The sequence below is a fragment of the Pseudomonas sp. BNK-45 genome (assembly GCF_047456255.1).
Lineage (GTDB): Bacteria > Pseudomonadota > Gammaproteobacteria > Pseudomonadales > Pseudomonadaceae > Aquipseudomonas.
Genome location: NZ_CP179909.1, coordinates 6,358,967 through 6,371,576 on the forward strand (window position 1 = coordinate 6,358,967; position 12,610 = coordinate 6,371,576).

Consider the following 12,610-nt stretch of genomic DNA (forward strand, 5'->3'; position numbering starts at 1 on the left):
GGGGAGCCCCATGGCCCTAGCAGAAAAGAGAACCCGCAAAATGGCTGGCCCACAGACTCCGCTGTGCACGGCATTGCTGATCGACGGCGAACTGGTGAACGGCCAGGGTCGGGTCGAGCCGATTCTCAACCCGGCCACCGGCGAGGTGCTGACGCAGATCGCCGAAGCCAGCAGCGAGCAGGTGGAAAGCGCGATCCTCGCCGCCCACCGGGCGTTCTCCAGTTGGTCGCGGACCACCCCGCAGCAACGCTCGAACCTGCTCCTGGCGATTGCCGACAGCCTGGAAAGACAGGCCGACTACCTGGCCCGCCTGGAAGCCCTGAACTGTGGCAAGCCGCTGCACCTGGCGCGCCAGGACGACCTCGGCGCCAGCATCGACGTGTTCCGGTTCTTCGCCGGTGCGGTGCGCTGCCAGACCGGCCAGTTGAGCGGCGAGTACCTGCCCGGCTACACCAGCATGGTGCGCCGCGATCCCATCGGCGTAGTGGCCTCGATCGCGCCCTGGAACTACCCGATCATGATGGCCGCCTGGAAGATCGCCCCGGCCCTGGCGGCGGGCAACACCCTGGTGTTCAAGCCCTCGGAACACACCCCGCTGTCGATCCTGGCCCTGGCCCCGAGCCTGGCGCAGTTGCTGCCACGGGGCGTGATCAACATCGTCTGCGGTGGCGGCGAAGGGGTCGGCAGCCATCTGGTCAGCCATCCGAAGGTGCGCATGGTGTCCCTGACCGGCGACATAGTCACCGGCCAGAAAATCCTCCAGGCCGCGGCGAAGACCCTCAAGCGCACCCACCTGGAACTGGGGGGCAAGGCACCGGTGATCGTCTGCGACGATGCCGACCTGGAGGCCGTGGTCGAGGGCGTGCGCAGCTACGGCTACTACAACGCCGGCCAGGACTGCACCGCTGCTTGCCGGGTCTACGCCCAGGCCGGCATCCACGACCGCCTGGTGGCGGAGCTGGGCAGCGCCGTCAGCAGCCTGCGCTTTGCCAGCAAGCGCGACGCCGACAACGAAATCGGCCCGCTGATCAGCACCCGCCAGCGCGACCGGGTGGCCAGCTTCGTCGAGCGCGCCCTGAGCCAGCCCCACATCGAACGCATCACCGGCGCGGCGGTGCACTCCGGCGCCGGTTTCTACTACCAGCCGACCCTGCTGGCCGGCTGTCGCCAGAACGACGAGATCGTCCAGCGCGAGGTGTTCGGACCGGTGGTCACCGTCACCCGCTTCGAACAACTGGAGCAGGCCCTGGACTGGGCCAACGACTCGGAATACGGCCTGGCCTCTTCGGTCTGGACACAAAACCTGGACAAGGCCATGCAAGTGGCGGCGCGCCTGCAATACGGCTGCACCTGGATCAACAGTCATTTCATGCTGGCCAGTGAAATGCCCCACGGCGGCCTCAAGCGCTCCGGCTACGGCAAGGACCTGTCCAGCGACTCACTGCAGGACTACAGCGTGGTGCGCCACATCATGGCGCGCCACGGCAACGAGCTGGAATAACACCACTACGCTAATAACAAGCCGTCCGCGGCCGCAGCACACATCGTCAACCACTGCCCCGATCCTAATAAAAGCAGAGGCAATTCCTATGTCCGCGCACAAGACCGCAATCCTCAGTGTTCTCACCACCGCCCTGCTGGCCAGCGCCAGCCTGCAGGCCGCCGAACCGCTCAAGGCCGTGGGCCCGGGCGAAGGCCAACTGGATATCGTCGCCTGGCCGGGGTACATCGAACGGGGCGAGAGCGACAAGAATTACGACTGGGTCACCGGCTTCGAGCAGGAAACCGGCTGCAAGGTCAACGTCAAGACCGCCGCCACCTCCGACGAGATGGTCAGCCTCATGGCCAAGGGCGGCTACGACCTGGTGACCGCCTCCGGCGACGCCTCCCTGCGGTTGATTGCCGGCAAGCGGGTGCAACCGATCAACACCGCGCTGATCGCCAACTGGAAGAACCTCGACCCGCGCCTCAAGGACGGCCCCTGGTACGTGGTCGAGCACAAGACCTACGGCACCCCCTACCAATGGGGCCCCAACGTGCTGATGTACAACACCCAGGTGTTCAAGCAGGCGCCCACCAGCTGGGACGTGGTGTTCACGGCGCAGAACCTGCCGGACGGCAAGCCCAACAAAGGCCGCGTCCAGGCCTATGACGGCCCGATCTACATCGCCGACGCGGCGCTGTACCTCAAGACCGCACGGCCGGAACTGGGCATCCAGAGTCCCTATGAGCTGACCGAGGCCCAGTACAAGGCGGTGCTCGATCTGCTGCGCGCCCAGCAACCGCTGATCCACCGCTACTGGCACGACACCACGGTGCAGATGAGCGACTTCAAGAACGAGGGCGTGGTGGCCTCCAGCGCCTGGCCCTATCAGGTCAATGGCCTGGTCAACGAGAAACAGCCGATCGCCTCGACCATTCCCAAGGAAGGCGCCACCGGCTGGGCCGACACCACCATGCTGCACGCCGAGGCCAAGCACCCCAACTGCGCCTACAAGTGGATGGACTGGTCGCTCAAGCCCAAGGTCCAGGGCGACGTCGCCGCCTGGTTCGGCTCGTTGCCGGCGGTGCCAGCGGCCTGCAAAGAGAGCGAGCTGCTGGGGGCCGAGGGCTGCAAGACCAACGGTTTCGATCAGTTCGACAAGATCGCCTTCTGGAAAACCCCACAGGCCGAGGGCGGCAAGTTCGTGCCCTACAGCCGCTGGACCCAGGACTACATCGCCATCATGGGTGGCCGCTAGAACGACCTGTCCAACCCGGCCCTCGTCGACCCAGCAGTCCAGGCAGGCCGCCAGTGGCGGCCCTGCCTTTGCGGAGCAGTGCACCATGACCCTTGCAGTCCAGTTCACCCAGGTTTCCCGGCAGTTCGGCGAGGTCAAGGCCGTCGACCGGGTGTCCATCGATATCCACGACGGTGAATTCTTCTCCATGCTCGGCCCGTCCGGTTCGGGCAAGACCACCTGCCTGCGGCTGATTGCCGGCTTCGAGCAGCCCAGCGCCGGATCGATCCGCATTCACGGCGCCGAGGCCGCGGGCCTGCCGCCCTATCAACGGGACGTCAACACGGTGTTCCAGGACTACGCGCTGTTCCCCCACATGAACGTGCGGGACAACGTCGCCTACGGCCTGAAGGTCAAGGGGGTGGCCCGCCACGAACGCCTGGAGCGCGCCGAGGCGGCCCTGCAGATGGTGGCCCTGGGCGGTTATGGCGAGCGCAAGCCGGCGCAACTGTCCGGTGGCCAGCGCCAGCGGGTGGCCCTGGCCCGGGCCCTGGTCAACCGGCCACGGGTACTGCTGCTGGATGAACCCCTGGGGGCGCTGGACCTGAAACTGCGCGAGCAGATGCAGGGCGAACTGAAGAAACTCCAGCGCCAGTTGGGCATCACCTTCATCTTCGTCACCCACGATCAGACCGAGGCCCTGTCGATGTCCGACCGGGTGGCGGTATTCAACAAGGGCCGCATCGAACAGGTGGACAGCCCGCGCAACCTGTACATGAAACCCGCCACCACCTTCGTCGCCGAATTCGTCGGCACCTCCAACGTGATTCGCGGCGAGCTGGCGCAACAGCTCAGCGGCAGCCCGCAGCCCTTCTCCATCCGCCCGGAACACGTGCGTTTCGCCCAAGGCCCGCTGGCGGCCTCGGAGATCGAGATCAGCGGCCTGCTCCAAGACATCCAGTACCAGGGCAGCGCCACCCGCTTCGAAATGAAGCTGGACAATGGCCAGACCCTGAACATCAGCCAGGCCAACAACCAATGGCTGGACACCGGCAGCAGCCACTGCACCGGACAACGCATCAGCGCCCGCTGGGCCCGGGAGGCGATGATCCCGCTGACCGACACCCCGACCAGCGAGGCCTGAGATGAGCACCCAGGCCCTCGTCCAAGGCAGCGGCGACACGCCCCTGCGGCGCTTGTCCAACCTGCTGTACCGGCGCCCCAACCTGTACCTGACGCTGCTGCTGGTGCCGCCGCTGATCTGGTTCGGCGCGATCTACCTCGGCTCCCTGCTGACCCTGCTGTGGCAGGGTTTCTACACCTTCGACGACTTCACCATGGCGGTCACCCCGGAGCTGACCCTGGGCAACTTCGCCGCGCTGCTGCAGCCGTCGAACGTCGACATCATCCTGCGCACCCTGGGCATGGCCGTGGCGGTGTCCATCGCCAGCGCCATCGTCGCCTTTCCCATCGCCTACTACATGGCCCGCTACACCAGCGGCAAGACCAAAGCGTTCTTCTACATCGCGGTGATGCTGCCGATGTGGGCCAGCTACATCGTCAAGGCCTATGCCTGGACCCTGCTGCTGGCCAAGGGCGGCGTGGCCCAGTGGTTCATCCAGCACCTGGGGCTGGAGACGGGGCTGCAATGGCTGCTGGGCGTTCCCGGGGTCGGCGGCAGCACCCTGTCAACCTCGCACCTGGGGCGCTTCCTGGTGTTCGTCTACATCTGGCTGCCGTTCATGATCCTGCCGATCCAGGCGTCCCTGGAGCGCCTGCCGCCCTCGCTGCTGCAAGCCTCGGCGGACCTCGGGGCCACGCCGCGCCAGACCTTCATGCTGGTGGTCCTGCCGCTGGCGGTGCCGGGCATCGCCGCCGGCTCGATCTTCACCTTCTCCCTGACCCTGGGGGACTTCATCGTGCCGCAACTGGTGGGCCCGCCGGGCTACTTCGTCGGCAGCATGGTCTACGCCCAGCAAGGCGCCATCGGCAACCTGCCGATGGCCGCCGCCTTCACCCTGGTGCCCATCGTGCTGATCGCCATCTACCTGTCCATCGTCAAACGCCTGGGGGCCTTCGATGCACTCTGAACGAGCATCCTTCGGCCTGCGTCTGGCGGCCTGGGGCGGGCTGGTGTTCCTGCACTTCCCGATCCTGATCATCGTCCTCTACGCCTTCAACACCGAGGACGCGGCCTTCAGCTTTCCGCCCCGGGGCCTGACCCTGAAGTGGTTCAGCGTGGCCTTCAACCGCCCCGACGTGCTGGACGCCATCCAGCTGTCGCTGCAGATCGCCGCCATCGCCACCCTGATCGCCCTGGTCCTCGGCACCCTGGCCTCGGCGGCCCTGTACCGCCGCGAGTTCTTCGGCAAGCAGGGCATCTCGCTGATGCTGATCCTGCCCATCGCCCTGCCGGGCATCATCACCGGCATCGCCCTGCTGGCGACCTTCAAGACCCTGGGCATCGAGCCGGGTCTGTTCACCATCGTCGTCGGCCACGCCACCTTCTGCGTGGTGATCGTCCACAACAACGTGATCGCCCGGCTGCGGCGCACCTCCCACAGCCTGATCGAAGCCTCCATGGACCTGGGCGCCGACGGCTGGCAGACCTTCCGCTACATCATCCTGCCCAACCTCGGTTCGGCCTTGCTGGCGGGGGGCATGCTGGCGTTCGCCCTGTCATTCGATGAAATCATCGTCACCACCTTCACCGCCGGCCATGAACGCACCCTGCCACTGTGGCTGCTCAACCAGTTGAGCCGGCCCCGGGACGTACCGGTGACCAACGTGGTGGCCATGCTGGTGATGCTGGTGACCATGCTGCCGATCCTCGGCGCCTACTACCTGACCCGTGGCGGCGAAAGCGTGGCCGGCAGCGGCGGCAAATAACCCGCTTCCCTACCCTCAGCGCCAAGAAAGGAGATGAACATGCAGACCAAATTGCTGATCAACGGCCAACTGGTGGCCGGCGAGGGGCCGGCCCAGCCGGTGTACAACCCGGCCCTGGGCAGCGTGCTGGTGGAGATCAACGAGGCCAGCCAGGCCCAGGTGGACGCCGCGGTGCGGGCCGCCGACGACGCCTTCGCCAGTTGGTCGCAGACCCCGCCCAAGGACCGCTCGCTGCTGCTGCTCAAGCTCGCCGATACCATCGAGGCCCACGGCGCCGAGCTGGCCAGGCTGGAGTCGGACAACTGCGGCAAGCCCCTGAGCGCGGCCCTGAATGATGAAATCCCGGCCATCGCCGACGTATTCCGCTTCTTCGCCGGCGCCAGCCGCTGCCTGGGCGGCTCGGCGGCGGGGGAATACCTGCCCGGGCACACCTCGATGATCCGCCGCGACCCGGTGGGGGTGATCGCCTCCATCGCCCCCTGGAACTACCCGCTGATGATGGTCGCCTGGAAGATCGCCCCGGCCCTGGCCGCCGGCAATACCGTGGTGCTCAAGCCCTCGGAACAGACCCCGCTGACCGCTCTGCGCCTGGCCGAACTGGCCAGCGAGATTTTCCCGGCCGGCGTGCTCAACCTGGTGTTCGGCCGTGGCCCGAGCGTCGGCCAGCCGCTGGTGACCCACCCCAAAGTGCGCATGGTGTCGCTCACTGGTTCGATCGCCACGGGCGCGAACATCATTTCCAGCACCGCCGACAGCGTCAAACGCATGCACATGGAACTGGGGGGCAAGGCCCCGGTGATCATCTTCGACGACGCCGACCTCGACGCTGCGGTGGCGGGCATCCGCGCCTTCGGCTTCTACAACGCCGGCCAGGACTGCACTGCCGCTTGCCGGATCTACGTGCAGGCCGGGGTCTACGAACGCTTCGTCGAGCAGCTCGGCGCCGCCGTCGGCAGCATCCGCCACGGCCTGCAGGACGACCCGGCGACCGAGCTGGGGCCGCTGATCACCGCCGCGCATCGCGACCGCGTGGCCGGGTTTGTCGAGCGCGCCCTCGCCCAGCCACACATGCGCCTGATCACCGGGGGCAAGGCCGTGCCGGGCAACGGCTACTTCTTCGAACCCACGGTGCTGGCCGACGCCCGGCAGGACGACGAAATCGTCCGCCGCGAAGTCTTCGGCCCGGTGGTTTCGGTGACCCGCTTCGAGGATGAAGCCCAGGTCCTGGGATGGGCCAACGACTCGGACTACGGCCTGGCCTCCTCAGTGTGGACTGCCGACGTCGGCCGCGCCCATCGCCTGTCGGCACGCCTGCAATACGGCTGCACCTGGGTCAACACTCACTTCATGCTGGTCAGCGAAATGCCCCACGGCGGACAGAAACTGTCCGGCTACGGCAAGGACATGTCCCTGTATGGCCTGGAGGACTACACCACGGTCCGCCACGTCATGTTCAAGCACTGAGCCTGCACGGGCCATCGGCAGGCGCTGGCCCCACAGCGCCTGCCGCTCGATCCCCAGCCGCCAGACTGGATTAGCGCCCCCAGTTGCGGCACTATCCGCCGCCTGAAAACCCCGGCGCCATCGACCGGAATCGCTGAACACCTTCCGGCAGCAAGGATGCGCCCATGCCCCGCCCTCCCACCACCACCGCCCGCGAGCGCCGTCCATGAGCCTGGACGCCACAAGCCGTTATCACCTGCTGCGCATCTGCACCAGCCTGGTGCCGCTTGCGCTGCCGGCGCCGCTGTTCTATCTGGCGCATGTCTGGGGCATACCGGTGTATCGCAGCTACTTCGGCGCCCTGGCCAAGGGCTTTGGCCTGGGTGTGATGGTGGATTTACTGTTTTATCTGCTGATCATCGTCAGCGTGCTGGTGGCCCTGGTGCCCAACCTGAAGGCCAAGCTGGGCCTGGTCGGCGCCCTGGTGCTGTTCACCGCCTGGGCGATGTTTCCCAACCATCCGGTACGCGGCTACGTCTATTGCCTGCTGATGAGCGTGCCGCCGCTGCTGGCGATCGCTCTGGCCCAGTGGCTGTGCCGCCGCCTGCTGCCCGCGCCCGCCCCGGACAGCCCATGACCGACGCTCTGTCTCCCACCTCAACGAGTTCGCCGATGCCCGCCCTTCGTCATCTTTTGCGCCCACTGTGCGCCGCCCTGTTGCTCGGTGGTGCCGCTCAAGCGGCCCAGGCCGCTGCCCCCGCCTGCCCGTCCAGCGACCTGCCGACCTTCCTCCAGGCCTTTGCCAGCAGCCCGGAACTGCAGCAGGCGTTCACCGATTCGCCGCTGATCGAACAGCGCCCGGCCCACGACGAGTACGGACGCGAGATCACCACCCGGCACAAGCTGACGGGCGATACCCGACACCTGCTGACCCTGCTCGATCCGAAGGCCCAGGCCCGGGCCGGACTGCAATCCTTCTGGGAGAGCCAGACCCTGGTGGTGCATGACCCGCTGGGCGATGTGGTCCAGGCCTTCGTCTTTCAACAGGGCGCCTGCTGGCAACTGGTGCGGGTGGAGCAGTGGTCCATGGACGGCCTGCTCGACCAGGACGCCCCGGCCAACGAAACAGCCTTGCAACGGCAGATGCGCAAGGCCGATCTGTTCCTGGGCTACGGCGGCCGGGAGCAATACCTGTTGACCCAGTACTTCTTCGAGCTGGGTCAGCAGATTCTGCTGGACGCCGCCCGCCATGGCTCGGCCAAGGCGGCCGTGCAGGCCGTGAGCCTGGGCTACTCGGGCATGGCGCCGGAGCTCAAGCCCGGGGAGCCGGAAGAACTGCTGCTGCCCTATGCCCAGACCGATGCCGAGGCGGCGCTGATGCTGTCGATGTACTACTGCGATCCGCTCGGCGATGGCTCGGTCAATGAATGCCAGCAACCCCGCAAGTCCGAAGAGCTGGTGCAGCGCACCGCCCGGGAACTGGACTCGGCCAGCGCCTTCTACTACCTGGGCAGCGGCTACGCCGAGGGTAAGTGGGGCACCACCGATGCCCCCCGGGCCCTGGCCTGCTACCGGGAAGCGATCAAGCGTGGCGACCTGAACAGCCTCAACCGCCTGACCTGGTGGACCAAAAAGGGCGAAACGCCCGCCGCCGGAGCCCAGTGCCTGCCGGCGCAGAGCTGAACCCGGAGCGGCGTGCCAGCCCCGGCGCAGGCCCGTTGACTTTTTTTCACAAGAGTTTGATTGCCCCCACGCCGCCTGATCGCGTTAATTGAGCCTTCACTCCTTTAACCGACAGGCCAGCCCATGCCCCTCGTCCCTCTGGAACATGCCCTGTTGCCCGGGCCCCGGACATGAACGCGCCATTGCCGCGCCAGGCCGCACGCCTGCAGCAGGTCGATGCCCTGCGCGGCTTCGCACTGCTGGGCATCCTGGCGGTGAACATCTGGTCTTTCGCCGATCCCTACTACGCCTCGCCGGTCAGCAACCCGGCCTACGCCAGCGACCTCGACCACCTGATCCGCTGGCTGGTGTCGGTGCTGTTCGAGGCCAAGTTCTACCTGCTGTTCTCCTTCCTGTTCGGCTACAGCTTCACCCTGCAGATGGCCTCCGCCGAGCGGGCGGGTGAACGCTTCGTGCCGCGCATGCTGCGGCGGCAACTGGCCTTGCTGGCCATCGGCCTGGTGCATGGCACGCTGCTGTTCTACGGCGAGATCCTCACCCTGTACGCGCTGCTGGGCCTGGTGCTGCTGGCGTTGCGCGGGCTGACAGCACGGATGGCGGCCATCCTGGCGATCCTGTTGATCGGCGCCACGGCGCTGCTGATTCTGCTGTTTGGCATCGAGTTGCTGAACGCCGGCCTCTATACCGGGGCCGCCGACGACCAGCCGCTGCTCAAGGATCTGGCCCTGGGTGGAGATGCGCTGGACACCCTCGGCTACAACGCTGCGCATTTGCTGGAAACCGCCTCGGCCCTGTGGCTGCTGCAGGGGCCCAGCACCCTGGCGATGTTCCTCCTGGGTTATGTGGCCGGACGCAAGGGCCTGCTGGTGGCGCCCGAGCGCTTTGCCGCGCGGGTGCCCCGGCTGCTGGCCCTGACCCTGCCCATCGGCCTGGGGGGCGCCCTGTTCTACGGTTACTGCAGCGCCTACGCGCCCGGTGGCGGCCTGGAGGTCATCGGCTACGGCATCAGCCAGGTCAGCGCACCGCTGCTCTCGGCCAGCTACGCCATGCTGCTGCTTCGGGCCTTCGACTCGCCTCTGGGCCAGCGCCTGTGCCAACGCCTGGCGCCGCTGGGACGGATGTCATTGAGCAACTACCTGCTGCAATCGCTGATCCTGTGCCTGCTGTTCACCGGCTACGGGCTGGGGCTGATCAACCACCTGCAGCCCCTGTGGATTCCCCTGCTGGTGATCGCCATCTACCTGTTGCAGATGCAGCTCAGCGCAGGCTGGCTGCGCAGCCATCAGTACGGCCCCTGCGAATGGCTGCTGCGGGCGCTGACCATCGGCGCCTGGCCGCACTGGCGCAAGCGCGCGCAGGCTTAAACCAGCCGCAGACAGAGGTGGATATCCTCGGGCTCGATGCGCAGCAACTCCGGGTCCGGGGTCGCCAGCACTTCGCAGCCCAGGCGCCGGTAGAAGTCCACCGTGTGCCACGACGGCGTGGCCGATACATACAAGCCCTGGGCGCCCATGGCCAGGGCCTGCTCCCGGGCCAGGGCGAACAGCTGCCGGCCCAGGCCAAGGCCGCGATAAGCCTGGCTCACGTGGAGGAATTTCAACTGCCGCAAATCCAGCCCGGCGCACTCGATCGCCAGGCAATCGACCACCGCTGCCGCCACCAGCACCTCAGCGTCGAAAATCCCGTACAACCAGCCGCCACGCTGGTAACACTGCTGCAAGATCAGCGCGTCATGCTCGGCCTCGCCCTCCGGCCAGCCGCTGACCACCTCATGCTGGGCATAGCCGATCAGACGGCCATCCTGCACACGGTAGAAGCCGTCGATGACTTCGGCGCGGTCGATCCATTTGAGCTGCGGGATATCGTTTGCGGTAAGGGCACGCGGGTGCAACATGAGGCCGGTTCCTGAGGCGATTCAAGTGGTTACCAATGGACACAAGCTAAGCATTTTTCTGCCTGGGGCGAACCGTTTATTCTAGCGACCCTCTATTTATCGTCCGCTGCGTCTGGCCAATGGCATGGCCGGACCTCACCTTGCGATCCCCCCAGTCAGCCAGGAGCGGCTGACGATCCCAGCCCCCCACAAGGTTCATCTATGCACCGCAGGCACCTCCTCAAAGCTTCCATGGCCCTGGCGGCCTACACCGGCCTCTCGGCCAGCGGGCTGCTGGCCGCACGAGCCTGGGCCGGCGCCGCTGACGGCGACGCCCAGGCCTTCGATTTCGAGCGCCTCAAGGCCCAGGCCAAGCAGCTGGCCGGCAACCCGTATGTAGACACCAAGCAAGTGCTGCCGCCAACCCTGGCGCAGATGACGCCGCAGCACTTCAACGCCATCCAGTACGACAGCCGGCATTCGCTGTGGAATGAGTTGAACGGCCAGCTGGATGTGCAGTTCTTCCACGTCGGCATGGGCTTCAAGCAACCGGTGCGCATGCACAGCGTCGACCCCAAGACCCGCCTGGCCCGGGAGGTGCACTTCCGCCCGTCGCTGTTCAACTACCAGAACACCAGCGTCGACACCGCCCAGCTCAAGGGCGACCTGGGCTTTGCCGGGTTCAAGCTGTTCAAGGCCCCGGAGCTGGACAGGCATGACGTGGTGTCCTTCCTCGGCGCCAGCTATTTCCGTGCGGTGGACGCCACCGGCCAGTACGGCCTGTCGGCCCGGGGCCTGGCCATCGACACCTACGCCAAGCGCCGCGAGGAATTCCCCGACTTCACCCAGTTCTGGTTCGAGACTCCGGACAAGGACAGCACCCGTTTCGTGGTCTACGCCCTGCTGGATTCGCCAAGCGCCACCGGCGCCTACCGCTTCGACATCGACTGCCAGGCCGAGCGCGTGGTGATGGAGATCGACGCCCACATCAACGCCCGCACCGCCATCGAGCAGTTGGGCATCGCCCCCATGACCAGCATGTTCAGTTGCGGCACCCATGAACGGCGCATGTGCGACACCATCCACCCGCAGATCCACGACTCCGACCGCCTGGCCATGTGGCGCGGCAATGGCGAGTGGATCTGCCGCCCGCTGAACAACCCGGCGACCCTGCAATTCAACGCCTTCGCCGACAAGGACCCGAAAGGCTTCGGCCTAGTTCAGACCGACCATGAATTCGCCAGCTACCAGGACACCGTGGACTGGTACAGCCGCCGGCCGAGCCTGTGGGTCGAGCCCACCACCGCCTGGGGCGAAGGCAGCATCGACCTGCTGGAGATCCCCACCACCGGCGAGACCATGGACAACATCGTGGCCTTCTGGACCCCGAAGCAACCCGTGGCCGCCGGCGACTCCCTGAACTACGGCTACAAGCTCTACTGGAGCGCCCTGCCGCCGGTGGGCACGCCGTTGGCGCGAGTGCACGCCACCCGCTCGGGCATGGGCGGCTTCGTCGAGGGCTGGGCCCCGGGCGAGCATTACCCGCCAGTCTGGGCCCGACGCTTTGCCGTGGACTTCACTGGCGGCGGCCTCGATCGCCTGCCAGCAGGCACCGGCATCGAACCGGTGGTCACCGCCTCCCACGGCGAGGTCAAGGATTTCAGCATCCTGGTGCTGGACGAGATCAAGGGCTACCGCATCCTCTTCGACTGGTACCCCACCAACGACAGCGTCGATCCGGTGGAACTGCGGCTGTTCATCCGCACCCACGACCGCACCCTGAGCGAAACCTGGCTGTACCAGTACTTCCCCCCGGCGCCGGACAAGCGCAAATACCCCTGATCGGCTGACAGCCCCCGGCACGCCCTAGGGGCCTTTTCGCCGGCAAGCCGGCTCCTACAGATCGCACCGCCTCTGTAGGAGCGGGCTTGCCCGCGAAGGCGTCGGTGCATACAGCGCCTGCCTCAAGGGCCTCTTCGCCGGCAAGCCGGCTCCTACAGAC

The 12,610-nt window shown here is 66.6% G+C and carries 11 protein-coding genes; 10 read left to right on the forward strand and 1 reads right to left on the reverse strand.

Annotated features, from left to right (window positions below):
- Nucleotides 1–10: 10 nt before the first annotated feature.
- The 9 genes from ACMGG8_RS28925 (at nucleotide 11) to ACMGG8_RS28965 (ending at nucleotide 10,099) form a co-directional block, all read left to right on the forward strand.
- Nucleotides 11–1,501 (forward strand): gamma-aminobutyraldehyde dehydrogenase, encoded by a 1,491-nt coding sequence (locus tag ACMGG8_RS28925; protein ID WP_082729824.1) that lies wholly within the window; start codon nucleotides 11–13, stop codon nucleotides 1,499–1,501.
- 88 nt (nucleotides 1,502–1,589) lie between these two features.
- On the forward strand, nucleotides 1,590–2,741 hold the full coding sequence (gene ydcS, locus ACMGG8_RS28930) for a putative ABC transporter substrate-binding protein YdcS (protein WP_414158847.1): 1,152 nt from the start codon (nucleotides 1,590–1,592) through the stop codon (nucleotides 2,739–2,741).
- 85 nt (nucleotides 2,742–2,826) lie between these two features.
- A complete protein-coding gene (locus ACMGG8_RS28935; RefSeq protein ID WP_235758898.1) occupies nucleotides 2,827–3,864 on the forward strand; it encodes an ABC transporter ATP-binding protein in 1,038 nt (345 codons plus the stop codon).
- A gap of 1 nt (nucleotide 3,865) precedes the next feature.
- Nucleotides 3,866–4,810 (forward strand): ABC transporter permease, encoded by a 945-nt coding sequence (locus ACMGG8_RS28940; protein WP_060837718.1) that lies wholly within the window; start codon nucleotides 3,866–3,868, stop codon nucleotides 4,808–4,810.
- The gene (locus ACMGG8_RS28945) at nucleotides 4,800–5,609 is read left to right on the forward strand and encodes an ABC transporter permease (protein WP_060837717.1); all 810 of its coding nucleotides are present in this window, start codon (nucleotides 4,800–4,802) and stop codon (nucleotides 5,607–5,609) included. The genes ACMGG8_RS28940 and ACMGG8_RS28945 overlap by 11 nt, the downstream gene beginning before the upstream one ends.
- Nucleotides 5,610–5,648: 39 nt before the next feature.
- On the forward strand, nucleotides 5,649–7,073 hold the full coding sequence (locus ACMGG8_RS28950; RefSeq protein ID WP_414158848.1) for a gamma-aminobutyraldehyde dehydrogenase: 1,425 nt from the start codon (nucleotides 5,649–5,651) through the stop codon (nucleotides 7,071–7,073).
- 205 nt (nucleotides 7,074–7,278) lie between these two features.
- Entirely contained in the window at nucleotides 7,279–7,689 is a 411-nt protein-coding gene (locus ACMGG8_RS28955; protein ID WP_060842578.1) for a hypothetical protein, read from the forward strand.
- A 35-nt stretch (nucleotides 7,690–7,724) separates the two neighbouring features.
- Complete coding sequence (locus tag ACMGG8_RS28960; protein ID WP_235758902.1) at nucleotides 7,725–8,735, forward strand: hypothetical protein; 1,011 nt, start codon at nucleotides 7,725–7,727, stop codon at nucleotides 8,733–8,735.
- A 170-nt stretch (nucleotides 8,736–8,905) separates the two neighbouring features.
- Nucleotides 8,906–10,099 (forward strand): DUF418 domain-containing protein, encoded by a 1,194-nt coding sequence (locus tag ACMGG8_RS28965; RefSeq protein WP_414158849.1) that lies wholly within the window; start codon nucleotides 8,906–8,908, stop codon nucleotides 10,097–10,099.
- On the opposite strand, the gene ACMGG8_RS28970 is transcribed toward ACMGG8_RS28965, so the two are convergent.
- Nucleotides 10,096–10,629, reverse strand: a complete 534-nt coding sequence (locus ACMGG8_RS28970; RefSeq protein ID WP_047301982.1) for a GNAT family N-acetyltransferase — start codon at nucleotides 10,627–10,629, stop codon at nucleotides 10,096–10,098. The two genes, ACMGG8_RS28965 and ACMGG8_RS28970, sit on opposite strands and share 4 nt — an antisense overlap.
- Before the next feature lie 201 nt (nucleotides 10,630–10,830).
- Here ACMGG8_RS28970 and ACMGG8_RS28975 point away from each other — a divergent pair, with 201 nt between their 5' ends.
- Nucleotides 10,831–12,450 (forward strand): glucan biosynthesis protein D, encoded by a 1,620-nt coding sequence (locus tag ACMGG8_RS28975; protein WP_414158850.1) that lies wholly within the window; start codon nucleotides 10,831–10,833, stop codon nucleotides 12,448–12,450.
- The last annotated feature ends 160 nt before the right edge of the window (nucleotides 12,451–12,610 follow it).